The following is a 16931-nucleotide window of genomic DNA, read 5'->3' as shown; positions in this document are numbered from 1 at the left end:
CCCATCGGCCGCCAACAGGCCGCGTGGTTGTTTGGAACTCGCATCGCGCAAACCATCTTGGCCAGCGATCCATTCGATCGCACCCAACAGGCCGGACATATGGATGCAAGCGATCCGATCTCACCAAACAGCTCTTGTGCCACGGGGGCCGTCCACATATGGGTCCTGGCTTTCGCCAGGACGACAGCTGTGGGCGTGGCGTGCAGCCTGCGCCTCGACGGCCTGCTTACTGCCTTCCCAGCTGTGTCGCCTTCTCCACGCGATCGAAGCGCTCCAGCGTCAGGATGGCGTCGGCGAGCTGGTCGGCGCGCTTGTCGAGCACCGGGCGGGCCAGCGTCAGGAATTTCTGCTGCATCGCCTTTGCGTCGGGGAACGAGGTCGGCTCGCCGGAGGGATCGGCGTAGAGGCGCTCATGGGTGCCGTCATCTGTCGTGATCGAGACGCGGGCGCCGAACGGATGGGTGCGGCCGACCTCGAGCCGGTCGTCCTGCACGACGTCGAACTTGTCGGCGAGCGCGTCGATGGCCGCATCGCCCAGCCGGTCGTAGTCGTCCCAGCCGAAATGGCCCTGGTCGAGCGCGATCGCGCCGGTGAAGAACATCGAGAACTGCCCGCCGACCACCGAGGTCGGGTGGCGCTTGGTGGCGGCGTCGCCGGTCAGCGTGATGCCGTTGCGGTGCAGACCGATTTCGACCTTCCTGATCTGGTCCGGCGTCAGATTGTGCTCGCGCCGCATCGCGATCAGCGCGTCGATCGCGGCGTGGGTGTAGCGGCAGCTCGGATACGGCTTCACGCCGATCTTCAGCGTCTCATAGGTGTGGCCCAAGTCCGCCACCGCCTTGTCCGGATGAGCGTCATCGGTATAGCCGACCAGAAGGCCGTGCTTGCCTTCGACCGCCTCGCTCGAGCCGATGAAGTCGTTGCGCGCCAGGGTCGCGGCGATCACGCCGTTCATCGCGGCGGCGCCGACCTGGTAGCGCTTGTTCCAGGCGCCGTTGACCAGGAATTGCAGCGAGCCCGCGGCCTGGCTGCCGGAGACGCCGAACGCAGAAATGATCTGATCCTTCGACAGGGCGAACAGCTTGGCTGCCGCCGCGGCGGCGCCATAGGTGCCGGCGGTCGCGGTCGGATGGAAGCCGCGGGCGTAATGCGAGGTCGGGTCCAGCGCGTTGCCGAGCCGGCAGCACACTTCATAGCCGGCGACGATCGCGGTCAGCACGTCGCGGCCGGAGGCGCCGACCATCTCGCCGACCGCGAACGCGGCGGGCACCACGGGTGCGCTCGGATGCAGCGAGGAATCGGCATGGGTGTCGTCGAAGTCGAGCGAATGGCCGAGCGCGCCGTTGAGCAGCGCCGCAACCGCCGGGGTCCAGGTCTTGGTGTCGCCGAATACGGTGGCCTCGCCCTTGCCGTCGAGCGCCAGCGCCTCCAGCATCTTCATCAGCGACGGCGTCGATTCGGCATCGCGCCGGGCGCGGATGGTGCTGCCTAGGAAATCCAGCGTCAAAACCTTGGCTCGCTCCAGCACCTCCGGCGGAATGTCGGAATATTTCAGGTCGGCGACATAGGCGGCGAGCGTTGCGGTTTCGTGGGCCATCGTGTTTCCTCAATTTTGCGGCGCAGGGTAGGCGGGCAGGTCAGGCCTTTCAAGCCACCTTGCCGCCGCGGGCAGCTGCCATGCTCCAAATCGGTTAGCTTCAGGTCGGTTAGCTTCAAGTCATGTAACACGGGCCTTTCCTTTGATTGCGGATCACGGTGCATGAGGACCTTCGCAAAACGCATGTTCGACCAGCTCTGGGCTCGCAAGACGCAGCTGGCGCTGGCGGTCCGGATCGCGTCCGCCGGCGTGGCGGCCTATACCATCGCGCTGGCGCTCAACCTGATGCTGCCGCTCTGGGCGGTGCTGACCTCGCTGATCGTGACCCAGATGAGCGTCGGCCGCTCGCTGAAGGCCAGCCGCGACTACATGCTCGGTACCATCGGCGGCGCCGTCTATGGCGGCGCGATCGCGGTGCTGATCCCGCATTCCGGCGAGGGCAGCCTGCTGGCGCTGCTGGTGCTGGCGATCGTGCCGCTGGCCTTCATCGCCGCGCTCAATCCGAGTCTGAACTCTGCGACCGTGACGGCAGTGATCGTGCTGCTGCTGCCGACGATGCATCACTCCAACCCGCTGGATTCCGCGATCGACCGCATCCTCGAGGTGACGGTCGGCGCGCTCACCGGGCTTTTGATCTCGTTCCTGGTGCTGCCGTCGCGCGCGGTCAGTCAGATCAGGGTCAATGGATCGAAGCTGCTGGAGCTGCTGTCGGCGGCGTTCGCCGAATTGCTCGCGGGCCTGACCCGCGGCCTCGACAACGACGCGCTGCACCGGATCCAGGACGGCATCGGCACCGCGGTGACCAATCTGCACGCGACCGGCCTCGAGGCCGAGCGCGAGCGCTCGATGCATCTGTCATCGGGGCCGGACACCGGCCCGTTGCTGCGGACCATCCAGCGGCTGCGGCACGACGTCGTGATGATCGGGCGGGCCTGCGTGGTGCCGCTGCCGGCCGATATCCAGGCGAGGCTGGCGCGGCCATTGGCCGACGTCAGCAAGGCGATCGTGACTTACATGGTGGCGGTCGCGACCGCCCTGCGCGCCGGTAGCGGCCCGGCCGACATGGCGCCGGTCGATGCCGCGCTGCATGCCTATAGCGAGGAGGTCGCCGCGGTCCGCAGGGATGGCCTGATCCGCGGCCTCCCGGTCGATGCCGCCGAGCGCTTCTACGCGCTCGGCTTCTCGCTCGACCAGATGCGGCAGAATCTCAACGACCTCAAGCGCTGCCACGGCAATTGGTGCACCAACGCCGACGCCGCCGAGAAGATCGTCGCCGACACGCCGGAGAAAAGCGCGGCTTGAGATCGAGTAGTAGCTCAGCCTATGGCCTTGCGCAGCATCGCGGGCACGATCAGGCGATGGAACGGCAGGATCACCGCGAGATAGGCGCGCCCGAACCAGTTGTGGGTGAGCACCAGCGTGGTCGCGGTGATGCTGCGCACAGCTCCCGCGGGGGCGACGTCGACGACGAGCCTGAAGTCGAGATGCTTGTCGTTGAACCCCGCGACCAGCCGCTCCGGCGTCTCGCTGACCACCGGAAAGATTCCGATCATGTCGCGCGCCACGCCGTCGGCTGCGCCCGAGGTTTTCAGGCCAAGCGGCGCGACGACGAAATTACGCAGGGCAAGCAGCCATTCGATCCAGCGCGGCTGCCGCGCCACCATCGCCTCGGCGGCGTGCCGCGCATCGAGGTCGGGGCGCGCGGTCGCGATCCGGAACGCGTCGATGAACTGCGCGCCGGCGAGCAGCGCGGCGGAATCCACGTTCGGCGTGATCTCGTCGACCCTCATTTGCCCAGTCTGCGTGCCAGCCGGCGGAAACGCAAGACAAGGAGGGTCGCATAGACCGCCGTCCCGAGCGACAGCCCGATCCAGACACCGGCGGCGTCGAGTTTCGCCCAGAAGGCGAGCGCCGAGGCCGACGCGAAGCCGATCAGCCAGTAGCTGATGACGGCGAACAGCAGCGGCACCTGGGTGTCGTTCATGCCGCGCAGCGCGCCCGCGGTGGTGGTCTGGATGCCGTCGGCGATGAAGAAGGTCGCGCCGATCAACAGCAGCGCCGCGGTGAGCTGCGCGGTGGTGTCGGAGGCCTCGCCGAGGAACAGCGCCGCGATCTCGAAGCGCGCCAGGATCACCGCGAGCGTCATGATGCTCATGAAGATGCCGCTGAGCGCGATCGCGACAAAGCCGGCGCGCTGCACCGCGTCGGTATCGCGGCGGCCGACGGCCTGACCGACCCGCACGGTAGCAGCCATGCTGACGCCGAACGGCACCATGAACAGGATCGCCGCGATCTGCAGCGCGATCTGGTGCGCGGCCAGCGCCGTGGTGCTGATTAGCCCCATCAGCAGGCCGGCCGCGCCGAACAAGCCGTACTCCAGCAGGAAGGCGATCGAGATCGGCGCGCCGACGGCGACCAGCTTGCCCATCAGCGGCCAGTCGATGCGCCAGACGCGGCTGAATACGTGGTACTTGCGGAACGGGCGGCGGCGCGCCGCGAACCACACGCCGGCAAGGAAGGTGCCGAGATTGACGATCGTGGTCGCAAGCCCGGCGCCGAACATGCCGAGTTCGGGCATGCCCCATTTGCCGTAGAGCAACAGGTAGACCATCAGCGCATTGGCCGGGATCGCCGCAAGCGTGATCCACAGCACCGGCTCCGGCCTGTTCACCGCGCTCATGAAGCCGCGGAGCGCGATGAACCACAGCGCCGGCAAGATGCCCCAGGCGAGACCGAACAGATATTGCTGCGCCAGATGCGCGGTGGCCTGGGTCTGGCCGAGCATAAGCAGGATGCGCTCGCCCTGGAACGGCAGCGCCATCAGCGGCAGCACCATGAAGAAGCCGGCCCACAAGCCGACGCGGAGCGCGCGCCGCATCACGCGCGGATTGCGCGCGCCGAACGCTTGCGCGGCCAGGGGCGAGACCGCCGACATCATGCCCATGCCAATGGTGAAGCTGACGAAATACACGGTATGCGCCAGCGCCGCGGCGGCGACGTTTTCGCTGCCGAGCCGGCCGATGAAGGCGAGATCGGTCGTCATCATCGCGATCTGCCCGAGCTGCGTCAGGGCGAGCGGCACCGCGAGCTTCAGCGTTTCCGCGAGCTCGGCCGTGAACAGGTTGCGAGGGACGACAACGGCCGCGTTCGGCGCGGCCGGGTCGATCTTGTCGATGCAGGTCATGACGGCACGCTTAGCACGGCAGACCGGCCGGAAGGATGGCCAAGCTGCCGCAGGGAATCACGATCGCGCGGGAATCCGCTTGATCTTGGCGCCGAGGGCGTTGAGCCGCTCATCGATCCGCTCATAGCCGCGCTCGATCTGGTCGGCGTTGTTGATGGTGGAGGTGCCCTCGGCACATACCGCCGCCAGCAGCATCGCCATACCGGCCCGAATGTCGGGCGAGTTCATCGGCGCGCCGCGCAGCCGGCTGGGGCCGGCGACGATCGCGCGGTGCGGGTCGCACAGCACGATGCGGCCACCCATCGCGATCAGGTTGTCGACGAAGAACATCCGGGATTCGAACATCTTTTCGTGCATCAGGATGACGCCGTCGCACTGCGTCGCGGTGACGATCGCGATCGACATCAGGTCGGCCGGGAAGGCCGGCCAGGGCTGGTCCTCGAGCTTCGGCACATGGCCGCCGAAATCGTCCTGGATCTTCATGGTCTGGCCGGACGGGACGACGAGGTCGTCGCCCTCGACGCCGCAGACGATGCCGAGCCGCTCAAAGCCCATCCGGATCGAGCGCAGATGCTCGACGCCGGCGCGCGCGATGCGTAGCGGCGAGCGGGTCACCGCGGCGAGCCCGATCAGCGATCCGACCTCGATATGGTCGGGCTGGATCGCGAAAGTCGTGCTGCCGAGCGTTGCCGGCCCGTGCACGATGATGGTGTTGGTGCCGACGCCTTCGATCTTGGCGCCGAGGGCGATCAGGAAATTGGCGAGGTCCTGCACATGCGGCTCGGAGGCCGCGTTGCGCAGATAGGTGGTGCCGCGCGCCGCGACTGCGGCGACCAGCGCGTTCTCCGTCGCGGTGACGCTGGGCTCGTCGAGGAACACGTCGGCGCCCTTCAGCCGCGTGGCGCGGAATTCCAGCCGGTGCGTCGCGGTGACGGTGGCGCCGAGCTGCTCGAAGGCCAGGAAGTGCGTGTCGAGCCGGCGGCGGCCGATCACGTCGCCGCCGGGCGGCGGCAGCGCGACCTCGCCGCAGCGGGCGAGCAGCGGGCCTGCGAGCAGGATCGAGGCGCGGATGCGCGCGCACAGCGCCGGATCGAGATCGGCGGCGCGAATCTCCTTGGCATGAATCTGCAGCGTGTTGCGCTCGGTCCATTCGGCGGTGGCGCCGACCGAGCGGCACAATTCGACCAGCGTTTCGGTGTCGCGGATGCGCGGCACGTTGGTCAGCGTGACCGGATGCTCGGTGAGCAGTGCCGCGGCGATGATCGGCAGCGCGGAGTTCTTGTTGCCCGACGGCTCGATGGTGCCCGAAAGGCGGCGGCCGCCTTCGACGATGTATTGGATCGGCGGCACGCGGAATGTCCCCTAACGCATCATTCAGACTGGGCCATTGGAAATTCCACAACGGAATCAAAGGCCGTCCGGCACCGTAACACAACTGGCGGCGCTGCTTCCACACGAAAGGTAGCGCCGCGGCTGCACCGGTCGCGCTGTCACGGAGATGTCACCCGTCAGGACGGTTGCTCGCCTCCAGGGTAATGGAAGTAGTGTGCACTGTACGATCCACATCATTGCGAGCGGAGCGAAGCAATCCATCGCGCCGCAAGCTGAAAAATGGATTGCTTCGTCGCTTCGCTCCTCGCAATGACGGTGGTGCAATGCGCCGCAGGCCTCCTAGATGTCGATGGTGGCGCTGAGCGAATTGTCCTGGATGAACTCACGGCGCGGCTCGACCACGTCGCCCATCAGCTTGGTGAAGATATCGTCGGCCTCGTCGACCTCCTTGATCTTCACCTGCAGAAGCGAGCGCGCCTCGGTGTCCAGCGTGGTCTCCCAGAGCTGCTCCGGGTTCATCTCGCCGAGACCTTTGTAGCGCTGCAGCGAGATGCCCTTGCGGGCGGCGTCGGTCACGGCCTCGAACAGGTCGATCGGGCCGTGGATGATCTGCTCGGCATCCTTGCGCCGCAGCTTGCCCGCGCGCACGTAGATCTCTTGCAGTTCGGTCGCATATTCATCGAGCTTGCGGGCGTCGGCCGAGCCGAGAAAGGCGTCGTCGATCACGGCGAATTCCCTGACCCCGCGCACGGTGCGCTCGAACTGGAACCCCTGGCCCTCCGTGAAGGTGCCGATCCAGCCGCGCTCGACCTCTTCGGCCACGGCGTCCAGCCGCTTGGCGATGTATTCGGCCGCCGAATTGGCGGTGGCGATATCGCCGGTGATCCTGGGATTGAGCACGCCCGCGATCGCGGCCTGCTCGATGACGGCGCGATTATAGCGGCTGTGCAGGTTGCGCAGCACCGAGCGGATGACCCGGGCGTCCTCGACCAGCGACAGCAGATCACGGCCCGAGCGGTCGTCGCCGGAGGCCGGCTTGAAGACGCATTCGTCGAGCCCGGTCGAGATCAGGTAGTCCTCGAGGGCGCGCTCGTCCTTCAGGTATTGCTCGGACTTGCCGCGCGAGACCTTATAGAGCGGCGGCTGGGCGATATAGAGATAACCGCCATCGATGATCGAGCGCATCTGACGATAGAAGAAGGTCAGCAGCAGGGTGCGGATGTGGGCGCCGTCGACGTCGGCGTCGGTCATCACGATGATCTTGTGATAGCGCAGCTTGTCGACCGAGAAATCGTCACTGATGCCGGTGCCAAGCGCGGTGATCAGCGTGCCGATCTGCTCGGACGACAGCATCTTGTCGGGACGGACGCGCTCGACATTGAGGATCTTGCCGCGCAGCGGCAACACCGCCTGGAATTCGCGGTTGCGGCCCTGCTTGGCGCTGCCGCCTGCCGAGTCGCCCTCGACGATGAACAGTTCGGATTTGGCCGGGTCCTTCTCCTGGCAGTCGGCGAGCTTGCCGGGCAGCGAGGAGACGCTGAGCGGATTCTTGCGGGTCAGCTCGCGCGCCTTGCGCGCAGCCTCACGGGCCGCGGCGGCCTGGATCACCTTGCCGACGATCTCCTTGGCTTCCTTCGGATTCTCCTCGAACCAGGCGGCCAGCGCCTCGTTCAGGACGTTCTCGACCACCGGTCGAACCTCCGAGGACACCAGCTTGTCCTTGGTCTGCGACGAGAATTTCGGATCGGGCACCTTCACCGACAGCACCGCGGTGAGGCCTTCGCGGCAATCGTCGCCGGTCAGCGCGATCTTTTCCTTCTTCGCATTGGCCTCGGCATAGCCGTTGACCTGGCGGGTCAGCGCGCCGCGGAAGCCGGCCAGATGGGTGCCGCCGTCGCGCTGCGGGATGTTGTTGGTGAAGCACAGCACGTTCTCGTGGTAGCTGTCGTTCCACCACAGCGCCGCCTCGACGCCGATGCCGTTGGCTTCCGAGCGCACCATGATCGGTGCCGGCACGATCGCCTTCTTGTTGCGGTCGAGATATTTGACGAATTCCTCGACGCCGCCGGAATAGTGCATCTCCTCGCGCTTCTCGACCGCGTGACGCATGTCGGAGAGCACGATGTTGACGCCCGAATTGAGGAAGGCGAGCTCGCGCAGCCGGTGCTCCAGCGTAGCGAAATCATACTCGATGTTCTTGAAGGTCTCGACCGAGGCGAGGAAGGTGACCTCGGTGCCGCGCTTGCCCGGGGCATCGCCGACCACCTTGAGCGGCGCCACGGCATCGCCGTGCGCGAATTCGATGTAGTGCTCCTTGTCGTCGCGCCAGATCCGCAGCGCGAGCTTGCTGGAGAGCGCGTTGACGACGGAGACGCCGACGCCGTGCAGACCGCCGGAAACCTTGTAGGAGTTCTGGTCGAATTTTCCGCCGGCGTGCAGCTGGGTCATGATGACTTCGGCTGCCGAGACGCCCTCTTCCTTGTGGATGCCGACCGGTATGCCGCGTCCGTCGTCGTACACGGTGACGGAATTGTCGGCGTTGAGGGTGACCAGGACGCGGCTGGCATGGCCCGCCAGCGCCTCGTCGATCGCATTGTCGACGACCTCGTAGACCATGTGGTGCAGGCCGGAACCGTCGTCGGTGTCGCCGATATACATGCCGGGGCGCTTCCGGACGGCGTCGAGGCCCTTCAGCACCCGGATCGATTCCGCGCCATATTCGGCCGGAACGGGATGCTCAGATTCGGCAGGGGTCTGCCGGGCAGGTTCAGTCATGTGAGGCCTTCGAGGATATCCGAATCAGCTGCGCAATATGAGGCGCTGATTCCGCTATTTGTGCCATGAAAGAGGGGTTGCGCCTAGCGCAAAGTCTCCATCTACAAACTATTGAATAAATAGGATTTTTTAGGCCTGTTTCAAGGCTTTCAAAGGCCGATTCCGAGGGCTTTGAAAAGCCCGATTGGGTGGCGGATTCGGAGCCCTTATCGAGGCCGATTCTGCGCCGCCAGAAACATGATGAGACCAGGCTGAATTGGAGCGACTTCGGAGGTTCGCTTCTCCCGCTGGGCATGGGCGAACCGGGGGCGAGGGATGCTCCCGTAATTTCGGAATATTAGAATATTGCTCCTGAGTTGCCCGACGTGTCAAGCTGCTTGGTCGAACGCCTGCCGCCGCTGGCCACTTTGCATGGGGTTGTTTTCGATATTTTGGCAATGCGCTCTGCGACGGCGCCATCGCTTCAGATTGCCCTAGACTAGCCAATCAGCCGCGCAGCGTGGCGCGGCCGGATTCGACGTCGAAAATCTCTCCTCGCGGGCCGACATCGACGAACGCCGCGGGATCGGCGCCGGTCATCCAGACCTGCGCGCCGAGCTTGGCGAGCTCGTCGAACAGCGCCTTGCGGCGGTTCGGATCGAGATGGGCGACGACCTCGTCGAGCAGCAGCAGCGGCACGATGCCGGTCATCTCCGCGACCATCGTGGCGTGCGCCAGCACCAGCCCGATCAAGAGCGCCTTCTGCTCGCCGGTCGAGGCGTCACGCGCCGGCATGTTCTTCGGCGCGTAGACCACCTGCAGATCGGTCAGATGCGGGCCGTCGAGCGTGCGCCCGGCGGCGGCATCGCGCGGCCGGCTGGCGCGCAGGATCTCGCGGTAGCGGTCCTCCACCGCGGTTGCGGGCTCCTGCAGCAGCGCGTTCTCCATCCAGCCGTCGAGCATGATCTCGGCGGAGGGGAAGGCCGAGGCCGCGCCGCGCTCGCGCAGCATCGCGGCGAGCTTGGCGGCGGTCTGGCCGCGCGATGCGGCGACCGCGACCGCAAGCTCGGCGGTCTCGCGCTCGATCGCATCACACCAATGGTCGTCATAGTTGCGCACCTCGAGCAGCCGGTTGCGCGAGCGCAGCGAGCGCTCCAGCGCGGAAACGCGGCTGGAATGCTCGGAATCGATCGCCAGCACCAGGCGATCGAAGAAGCGCCGCCGTTCCGAGGCGGCGCCCATGAACAGGCCGTCCATCGCCGGCGTCAGCCACACGATGCGCAGATGATCGCCGAACGCGGTCGCGGACCCCACCGGTTCGCGGTCGATGCGGCAACGCCTCGTGCTGCCGGCGTCGCCGGTCGGCGGATCGATGCCGGTGCCGAGCGTCGCAAGGCCGAGCGCGCCTTCGACTTCGGCCGAGACCGCCCAGGAGCCGTCGCCCTGGTTGTCGGCGATGTCCTCCAGCGTCGCGCGGCGCAGGCCGCGGCCCGGCGACAGGAACGAGACCGCTTCCATGCAATTGGTCTTGCCGGCGCCGTTCGGCCCGACCAGCACCACCATGTCGCCGGCGACCTGCAGCGTCGCCGTCCGGTAATTGCGGAAATGCGTCAGCGACAGGCGGTGAATGCGGGACGGGGTCATCTCTCTTCCTTCCCCTCTCCCCTTGTGGGAGAGGGTGGCGTCTCACGAAGTGAGGCGACGGGTGAGGGGTATCTCACAGCTCGGCAAGCTTGGCGACAATGTCTTCCAGCACCGCCCCGGGCGTCCGCAATACGTCATTGTTCCAGTAGCGCAAGACCTGAAAGCCTTCCGCCGCAAGCGCGTCAGTCCTGGATGCATCACGCGGCGACGAAGCGTGCTGACCGCCGTCGATCTCGATGGCGAGGCGCTTCTCGAAGCACGCGAAGTCGAGAATGTAATTTCGAAATGGAACCTGCCTTCGAAATTTCAAGTGCGACAGGCGCCGATCGCGCAGCAGGCGCCACATCTTCGCTTCCGCGTCAGTCGGCTCCCGGCGCATCTTCTTTGCGAAGCTGCGGAGGCGTTTATCGGTCGGTCGATGGTGCGGCGTTCGCGGCACCAACCCCTCACCCGGCGCCTGCGGCGCCACCCTCTCCCACAAGGGGAGAGGGTGCAGTTGCTCGTGAAGAGAGGGTCATCACACCCGCATCGGCATCAGCACATAGAGCGCGCCCTTGCTGTCGCGGTCCTGCACCAGGGTCGGCGAACCGGGATCGGCGAGCTTCAGCACCGCGACCTCGCCCTCGATCTGGGCGGCGATGTCGAGCAGATAGCGCGAGTTGAAGCCGATATCGAGCGCGTCGGAGGCGTACTCGACCTCGAGCTCCTCGGTGGCGCTGCCGGAATCCGGGTTGGTAACCGAGAGCACCAGCTTGCCCGCGGACAGTGCGAGCTTCACCGCGCGGCCGCGTTCGCTGGAAATCGTCGAGACGCGGTCGACGGCGGCCTCGAAATCCTTCTTGTCGACGACGAGTTCCTTGTCGTTGTTCTGCGGAATGACGCGGCCATAGTCCGGGAAGGTGCCGTCGATCAGCTTCGAGGTCAGCACCACATTGCCCAGCGTAAAGCGGATCTTGCCGTCCGACAGCTCGATCGAGATCTCGGCGTCGTCGCCCTCGATCAGCCGCTGCACCTCGCCGACCGTCTTGCGCGGGACGATCACGCCGGGCATGCCGGTTGCGCCCTTGGGCAGCGCGAGGTCGATCTGCGCCAGCCGGTGACCGTCGGTCGCAACGCCGCGCAGGGTCGCCGCCTTGGCGCTGCCGGCCGCGTGCAGATAGATGCCGTTGAGGTAGTAGCGGGTCTCTTCGGTCGAGATCGCGAACTGGGTGCGGTCGATCAGGCGCTTGATGTCGGACGCCGGCAGCGAGAACGAATGCGTCATGTCGCCGGCGGCAAGGCCCGGGAAGTCGCTCTCGGGCAGGGTCTGCAGCGTGAAGCGCGAGCGGCCGGCACGCACGGCCAGCACCGAGCGGTCGCCGTCGGCTTCCAGCACGATCTGCGAGCCGTCGGGCAGCTTGCGGACGATGTCGTAGAACATGTGCGCGGGCACCGTGGTCGAGCCGGCGGTTCCGGTCTCGGCGGCCAAGGTCTCCGTCACCTCGAGGTCGAGGTCGGTCGCCTTCAGCGACAATTTGGCGCCCTCGGCGCGGATCAACACGTTGCCGAGGATCGGGATGGTGTTGCGGCGCTCGACCACGCGGTGAACGTGACCCAGCGATTTCAGGAGTTGCGCGCGCTCGACGGTGACCTTCATTGCAATACCCGCCAGATCCCTCAGATGGAAAAGCCGGGCGGCCGTTCAGGGCAGCACCGCGGCATTGGAAACCCGAAAAGCCGGATCAATACCGGATTTGATCAAACCCACGGGGGGACCGCAAGGTGGCGCGGATGGGCGGCCGGTGCAAGGGATACGGGCGTGAAACGAGCCCCGTTCCCCACGTTTTGGGTCGGAAAAAAGTTTAGCCCTCCCCTTTGGCAAAGGGGAGGGCGATGGAACGAGCCGGCCGGATGAAGCGGCCCTATTCCTGCAGCTGGCGCTTCAGCGATTCGACTTCCTCCGAGAGCGCCGTGTCCTTGGCGACCAGTGCCTCAATCTTGCGCACGGCGTGCAACACCGTGGTGTGGTCGCGGCCGCCGAAGCGCCGGCCGATCTCCGGCAGCGAGCGCAAGGTCAGCGTCTTCGCCAGATACATCGCGACCTGGCGCGGGCGCACCACATTGGCGGTGCGGCGGGACGACAGCAAGTCGGAGCGGCTGACATTGTACTGCCGGGCGACCACGCGCTGGATGTCCTCGATCTTGATCCGCTTCGGCTCCTGCGGGCGGATCAGGTCGCGCACCTCGCGCTCGGCCATCTCCAGCGTCACCGGCTGGTTGTTGAGCTTGGAGTGCGCCAGCAGGCGGTTGATCGCGCCTTCAAGGTCGCGGCCGTTATGGGTGATGGTACGCGCCAGATAGTCGAGCACCTCCTCCGGCACATCGAAGCTCGCATGGTGGGCGCGGGCGGCGGCGACGCGCGACTTCAGGATGCCGAGCCGCAGCTCCTCGCCGAGCGAGCCCATCTCGACCACGAGGCCGCCCGCAAGTCGCGAGCGCACGCGGTCGTCGAGGCTTTCCAGATCCGACGGCGGACGGTCGGCAGCGATCACGACCTGGCGGCCGGCATCGATCAGCGCGTTCAGCGTGTGGCAGAACTCGGCCTGCGTCGACTTGCCCTGCAGGAACTGCAGATCGTCGATGACCAGCACGTCGATGCCGCGCAGGGCCTCCTTGAAGGCCAGCGCCGTCTGCGTCTTCAGCGCCGCGACGAAGCCGTACATGAACTTCTCGGCGGTGAGATACAGCACCTTGCGCTCGCCGCCGGAATTGCCGGCCCAGGTCACCGCCTGCAGCAGATGCGTCTTGCCGAGGCCGACGCCGGCATGAATGTAGAGCGGGTTGAACATCACGGGATCGCCGCGGCGACCTTCCGCGACCTGGCGGGCCGCCGCATGAGCCAGCGTGTTGGACCTGCCGACGACGAAGCTGGCGAAGGTCAGGCGCGGATCGAGCGGCGAGCCGCCGAGCGCGTCGTGGCTCGCGGACACCGGCGCGGTCGCAACCGAGCGCAGTTCAGGCACGAGCCTGCCGTCGGTGCGCTCGATGCGACGCACTTCGACGGGCGCAACCGTTTCCTTCACCGGAGCCGTCGCGCGGATCGCCGAGCGCACGGTGAGGTCGATGCGATGCACTTCGGGCATCTCGGCCTGCCAGCAGGAGAGCACGCGTTCGGCATAATGCGCCTGGATCCAGCTCTTGAGGAACCGGGTCGGAACCGACAGGTGCACGCTCTCGTCGTGCACGCTCTCCAGATCCATCCGAGCGAACCAGCTCGTGTAGACGTCCTCGCCAACGCTCGTCCGCAAACGTCCCTTCACCCGCGACCAGCGATCCTGTTCCGTGTTCGTCATTGCCTTCGTACTTCCAAGTCTGAGAGATAATCGTTGCGAAAGCGCCGTGCAGGCTTCCTGCCGCGGCGCGACCTCTAGCGGGCGCGGTCTGCTCCGGACAAAGCTCTCCCGTGCGGCGGCCATGCGCCACCCGACAGATCAGCTGTTTGGAGAAGATGCGCCCCGCGAGGTCAGCGCGTACTCGACGGACGCTTCGGGTGGGAGCTGACGTCCGAGGAGTTGATTACGGCACCACTGGAAATTTGCGCTTCGGCTGTCGTTGGTTCGACTGCAGTGATGATACCGTAAGCCATAAGACCTCCCCCTCCCGCCGCGACGTATCGCGGCAAGTTGTCAGCTTGCTCGTGTCTTCAAATTCGAACTGCTGCTACCGAACACCGAAATGCCCGGCGCTTCGCCGCCGCCGTGTCGTCGTCAACCCGTTCACTCGCTCCGCGTTCCCGCTGCCAAATTCCGATTGACGTCCTGGTCTCTCTTGTTCGATCCCCCAAATTGCCGGGGACATCGCCGGAGAATTTTTGACACAGGTCGTCCGTCCTCATATCGCTATGAGCCGTCAATTCAGCTTCGCTTGGAAAGCGTCGCTAACGCACACACCGCCGCCGATTTGTGCGTCCGCCCCTGGGTCTCAAACCGCGCTGATCTGGAGAGCCGTGGGCGTCGCGAACAAGAAATAAATACACCAAGCTGATTTTCTGACAATCCGTGGATTCGACGGGGATCGAGACTCTTCGCGACTGTTGCGGCGTTGCCGATGCTGAGTTGCGAAAGCAAGTTTTTGAATCAGCGCACAGATTCACGCGTGTCACAAACGACGGTGCAATACCAAAAATTTTTCATAGAAAATTTACATTTGGTCTCGCGCCGGTCATTTTTCCAATCGCTGTCCAACGCTATGTGCATAAGTAATTCGCGACACGTCATTTTTCTCGATTACTTTTGCAGGGTAACCCCGCTTCGCAAGTTTCGTCCGCGGAATGCTTGCGCGCTATTCCATCTATCTAGCTTAGCGAAGAACAATCTGTGGGCGAGTGCGGCGCGTTAAGCATGTTGAGCCGGTAGAACTACGGACGCGACGAAACGAAACATGACACGCAGTTCGTTGCGCGGCAACGCGAAGTGTTCTCGCGCTATGAAACTTCCACGACAAAAGTCGAGACAAAAACAAAAAGCCCGGCGCGAGCCGGGCTTCGTGACAAATGTGTTTTCCAGTCAGCTCGCGCGGCGAGCCGTTACTTCGCGAGCTTGGCGATGCTCTGCGTGAGGCGCGACACCTTACGGCTCGCGAGGTTCTTGTGAATGATGTTGCGCTGCGCTGCCTTCATCAGCTCGGGCTCGGCGCGGCTCATCGCCTTCAGTGCCGCCTCGCGGTCGCCGCTCTTGATCGCTTCCTCGACGGTGCGCACCGCGCCACGCATCTGCGTGCGGCGCGACTTGTTGACGATGGTGCGGCGGGCAATCTTGCGGGTCGCCTTCTTGGCGGAGGTGGTGTTGGCCATGGTTCTCTAACTGTCCTTCGGCGGTGATCGCTCGGTGGTCGGGCTTGCGCGCACCGGCCGGTTCAAATCTCAACTCTGATGTATTTGTCCAAGGTGGTTTTCTTGGGTGTCCTTGAGGCGGCCATGCGAAGAGCGCAAAATGCTGCCTCCGCATGCGGCACTGTCCAAAGAACAGCGGCGGCAGGATTGCGCCCGCCGCCATCGGTCGGTCTTATAGATGGCGCGGGCTTAAGCGTCAACGCTTTCGGGACCCAAAAAGGGCCCGAAATCGTCCCTGCGGGGGCCGGATAAGCCGCTGAAGAGGTTGAATTTCCGGGGGGCGCCCGGTAAGGCCTGACGACGCGTGGGGCGCGACTGGGAGTTAGGGTGACGCATGATCCGCGGCTTTTTCCGTCTGATCGGCCTTCTGCTGCTGGCCGGCAGCTTCATCTTCATGGTCTATGACGGGGCCCGCTACGTCGCCGACCAGAGCCTGCGGTTCACCCAATTCGGCCAGTTCTGGAACGACATCCACCAGTCGAGCCAGCAGGCATTCCATGCATGGGTGGATCGCTTCGCCCCCTGGCTCTGGAATGACGTGATCCGCCTGCTTCTGGAGCAGCCGGTATTCGCAGTGCTCGGCATTGCCGGCATCCTGCTGATGATCCTGTTCCGGCCGCGCAAGCCCCTGATCGGCTACGCGCGCGACTGAGTTGTCGGCAGCCCTCCTTGGCTGCACTCTCCTTGGCCGTAGCGCCCTGTAACGGGGCTGCCATCATCCGCGTAAGGACATATATAGGTGACAGCCGGCCCGCAGGCCGTTGCCGCGTCGGCCAATGTCCCCGCCTGGAGGTGTCCATGTTGTTCATGCGCAAGACCACCGCGTTGCCGAGCGCCGCCGAGGCGCTGCCGGGCCGCGCGACGCCGATCCCGACCGCGATCACCCATTTCGTCAATGGCAGCAAGTTGCAGCCGCCTTATCCGCAAGGCCTCGAGCAGGCGGTGTTCGGGCTCGGCTGCTTCTGGGGCGCGGAGCGCAAATTCTGGGAACTCGGCGAGGGGATCTACACCACTGCGGTCGGCTATGCCGGCGGCCACACCCCGAACCCGACCTATGAGGAAGTATGCTCGGGGCGCACCGGCCACACCGAAGTGGTGCTGGTCGTGTTCGACCCGAAGAAGATCTCCTACGATAAGCTGCTGAAGACGTTCTGGGAGAACCACAACCCGACGCAGGGCATGCGCCAGGGCAACGACATCGGCACGCAATATCGCTCCGCGATCTACACGTTCAGCGACGCGCAGCGCAAAGCCGCCGATGAGTCGCAGGCGATGTATCAGAAGGCGCTTGCCGCCAAGGGCCTCGGCGCCATCACCACCGAGATCGCGCCGGCCGGTGAATTCTACTTCGCCGAGGACTACCACCAGCAATACCTCGCCAAGAATCCGGCGGGCTATTGCGGGCTCGGCGGCACCGGCGTGTCCTGCCCGATCGGCGTCGGCGTCACCGCCTGACCGCCTTGCTGAGGTCTTGTTGAGAAAGAGCTCGCTCCGGAAAACCGGTTTGCGCTCTTCCCGGGCACGGCTCCAAGCCAATGGGAGGCCGGCTT

The 16931-nt window shown here is 65.3% G+C and carries 13 protein-coding genes; 3 read left to right on the top strand and 10 right to left on the bottom strand.

Annotated elements, in window-relative coordinates; genetic code table 11:
• Positions 1-226 precede the first annotated feature (226 nt).
• Entirely contained in the window at positions 227-1597 is a 1371-nt protein-coding gene (locus I6F38_RS24480; RefSeq protein ID WP_225162112.1) for an MmgE/PrpD family protein, read from the bottom strand.
• A 162-nt stretch (positions 1598-1759) separates the two neighbouring features.
• Here I6F38_RS24480 and I6F38_RS24475 point away from each other — a divergent pair, with 162 nt between their 5' ends.
• The gene (locus I6F38_RS24475) at positions 1760-2899 is read left to right on the top strand and encodes an FUSC family protein (protein ID WP_225162111.1); all 1140 of its coding nucleotides are present in this window, start codon (positions 1760-1762) and stop codon (positions 2897-2899) included.
• A 14-nt stretch (positions 2900-2913) separates the two neighbouring features.
• Here I6F38_RS24475 and I6F38_RS24470 read toward each other — a convergent pair whose 3' ends face one another.
• The 9 genes from I6F38_RS24470 to rpsT all read right to left on the bottom strand — a co-directional run bounded on the left by I6F38_RS24470 (position 2914) and on the right by rpsT (position 15342).
• Complete coding sequence (locus I6F38_RS24470) at positions 2914-3387, bottom strand: DUF2867 domain-containing protein (RefSeq protein WP_225162110.1); 474 nt, start codon at positions 3385-3387, stop codon at positions 2914-2916.
• Positions 3384-4781, bottom strand: a complete 1398-nt coding sequence (locus I6F38_RS24465; protein ID WP_225162109.1) for an MATE family efflux transporter — start codon at positions 4779-4781, stop codon at positions 3384-3386. Before I6F38_RS24465 ends, I6F38_RS24470 begins: the two co-directional genes overlap by 4 nt.
• 57 nt (positions 4782-4838) lie before the next feature.
• A complete protein-coding gene (gene murA / locus I6F38_RS24460; protein WP_016842674.1) occupies positions 4839-6131 on the bottom strand; it encodes a UDP-N-acetylglucosamine 1-carboxyvinyltransferase in 1293 nt (430 codons plus the stop codon).
• Positions 6132-6452: 321 nt separating this feature from the next.
• Positions 6453-8888 carry a DNA topoisomerase (ATP-hydrolyzing) subunit B gene (gyrB, locus tag I6F38_RS24455; RefSeq protein ID WP_018269243.1) on the bottom strand — a complete coding sequence of 812 codons (2436 nt, stop codon included), beginning with the start codon at positions 8886-8888 and terminating at the stop codon, positions 6453-6455.
• A 486-nt stretch (positions 8889-9374) separates the two neighbouring features.
• Positions 9375-10511 carry a DNA replication/repair protein RecF gene (recF, locus tag I6F38_RS24450; protein WP_225162108.1) on the bottom strand — a complete coding sequence of 379 codons (1137 nt, stop codon included), beginning with the start codon at positions 10509-10511 and terminating at the stop codon, positions 9375-9377.
• Between the two features lie 73 nt (positions 10512-10584).
• Positions 10585-10950: a DUF559 domain-containing protein gene (locus I6F38_RS24445; protein WP_225162117.1), complete on the bottom strand. Its 366-nt coding sequence runs from the start codon at positions 10948-10950 to the stop codon at positions 10585-10587.
• 78 nt (positions 10951-11028) lie between these two features.
• Positions 11029-12147, bottom strand: coding sequence for a DNA polymerase III subunit beta (dnaN, locus tag I6F38_RS24440; RefSeq protein ID WP_074126563.1), 1119 nt, complete (start codon positions 12145-12147; stop codon positions 11029-11031).
• Between the two features lie 265 nt (positions 12148-12412).
• On the bottom strand, positions 12413-13843 hold the full coding sequence (gene dnaA / locus I6F38_RS24435; RefSeq protein WP_057015334.1) for a chromosomal replication initiator protein DnaA: 1431 nt from the start codon (positions 13841-13843) through the stop codon (positions 12413-12415).
• A 1232-nt stretch (positions 13844-15075) separates the two neighbouring features.
• Complete coding sequence (rpsT, locus tag I6F38_RS24430; protein ID WP_057015335.1) at positions 15076-15342, bottom strand: 30S ribosomal protein S20; 267 nt, start codon at positions 15340-15342, stop codon at positions 15076-15078.
• A 373-nt stretch (positions 15343-15715) separates the two neighbouring features.
• On the opposite strand from rpsT, the gene I6F38_RS24425 reads away from it, so the two are divergent.
• Positions 15716-16033: a hypothetical protein gene (locus I6F38_RS24425; RefSeq protein WP_016842666.1), complete on the top strand. Its 318-nt coding sequence runs from the start codon at positions 15716-15718 to the stop codon at positions 16031-16033.
• Positions 16034-16179: 146 nt separating this feature from the next.
• On the top strand, positions 16180-16836 hold the full coding sequence (gene msrA / locus I6F38_RS24420; RefSeq protein ID WP_225162107.1) for a peptide-methionine (S)-S-oxide reductase MsrA: 657 nt from the start codon (positions 16180-16182) through the stop codon (positions 16834-16836).
• Positions 16837-16931 lie beyond the last annotated feature (95 nt).

The organism is Bradyrhizobium sp. BRP56, from assembly GCF_020194035.1.
In the GTDB taxonomy this organism is placed as follows: domain Bacteria; phylum Pseudomonadota; class Alphaproteobacteria; order Rhizobiales; family Xanthobacteraceae; genus Bradyrhizobium; species Bradyrhizobium australafricanum.
This window is presented reverse-complemented; position numbering and strand designations above follow the sequence as displayed.

Excerpts from the sequence above, each read along its gene's own strand:
- I6F38_RS24480 (WP_225162112.1), bottom strand. The coding sequence starts at position 1,597 with ATGGCCCACGAAACCGCAACGCTCGCCGCCTATGTCGCCGACCTGAAA.
- I6F38_RS24475 (WP_225162111.1), top strand. The coding sequence starts at position 1,760 with ATGAGGACCTTCGCAAAACGCATGTTCGACCAGCTCTGGGCTCGCAAG.
- I6F38_RS24470 (WP_225162110.1), bottom strand. The coding sequence starts at position 3,387 with ATGAGGGTCGACGAGATCACGCCGAACGTGGATTCCGCCGCGCTGCTC.
- I6F38_RS24465 (WP_225162109.1), bottom strand. The coding sequence starts at position 4,781 with ATGACCTGCATCGACAAGATCGACCCGGCCGCGCCGAACGCGGCCGTT.
- gyrB (WP_018269243.1), bottom strand. The coding sequence starts at position 8,888 with ATGACTGAACCTGCCCGGCAGACCCCTGCCGAATCTGAGCATCCCGTT.
- recF (WP_225162108.1), bottom strand. The coding sequence starts at position 10,511 with ATGACCCCGTCCCGCATTCACCGCCTGTCGCTGACGCATTTCCGCAAT.
- dnaN (WP_074126563.1), bottom strand. The coding sequence starts at position 12,147 with ATGAAGGTCACCGTCGAGCGCGCGCAACTCCTGAAATCGCTGGGTCAC.
- dnaA (WP_057015334.1), bottom strand. The coding sequence starts at position 13,843 with ATGACGAACACGGAACAGGATCGCTGGTCGCGGGTGAAGGGACGTTTG.
- rpsT (WP_057015335.1), bottom strand. The coding sequence starts at position 15,342 with ATGGCCAACACCACCTCCGCCAAGAAGGCGACCCGCAAGATTGCCCGC.
- I6F38_RS24425 (WP_016842666.1), top strand. The coding sequence starts at position 15,716 with ATGATCCGCGGCTTTTTCCGTCTGATCGGCCTTCTGCTGCTGGCCGGC.
- msrA (WP_225162107.1), top strand. The coding sequence starts at position 16,180 with ATGTTGTTCATGCGCAAGACCACCGCGTTGCCGAGCGCCGCCGAGGCG.